Source organism: Streptomyces sp. VTCC 41912 (assembly GCF_045799175.1).
Lineage (GTDB): Bacteria > Actinomycetota > Actinomycetes > Streptomycetales > Streptomycetaceae > Streptomyces > Streptomyces albulus_C.
The window spans coordinates 1-647 of the sequence record NZ_JBJMAB010000111.1; the positions used below are offsets into that span (position 1 = coordinate 1).

At 67.9% G+C, this 647-nt stretch carries 1 protein-coding gene; it reads left to right on the plus strand.

Features of this window, described 5'->3' with window-relative positions:
* Window positions 1–60: 60 nt before the first annotated feature.
* A partial coding sequence (locus ACJ6WD_RS41360; protein ID WP_407617828.1) for a ketoacyl-synthetase C-terminal extension domain-containing protein occupies window positions 61–647 on the plus strand: 587 nt, incomplete at its 3' end.

Sequence of the window (647 nt, forward strand, 5' to 3'; positions counted from 1 at the left end):
CGGGCGCAGGAGCGGGTGATTGCTGCGGCGTGGGGTCGGGCGGGGGTGGAGCCGGGTTCGGTGTCGTATGTGGAGGCGCATGGGACGGGGACGTCGTTGGGGGATCCGATTGAGATCACGGGTCTGCGGCGGGCGTTTGGTGGTGCTGAGGGTGTTGGGGCCTGTGCGATTGGGTCGGTGAAGTCGAATATCGGGCATCTGGAGTCGGCGGCGGGTATTGCCGGTTTGACGAAGGTGTTGTTGCAGTTGAAGCACGGGCGGTTGGTGCCGTCGTTGCATGCGGGGGAGTTGAATCCGCAGATTGATTTTGCTGCGTCGGGTTTTCGGGTGCAGCGGGAGTCCGGTGAGTGGCCGGTGCGGGTGGTTGAGGGTGTGGTGGTGCCGCGTCGGGCCGGGGTGAGTTCGTTCGGTGCGGGTGGTTCGAATGCGCATGTGGTGGTGGAGGAGTTCACCGGCACGGGCGCGGACACCGGTGCGGGTGTGGAGTTGGTGGCGGGGGCGCAGCGGGTCGGGGATCCGTTGGTGTTCGTGGTGTCGGCGCGGGACGAGGAGCGGTTGCGGGAGTACGCCGGCCGTCTCGGGGCGTTCCTGGAGCGTGAGCGGGTGGCGCTGGCCGACGTCGCGTACACGCTCCACACCGGACGCGA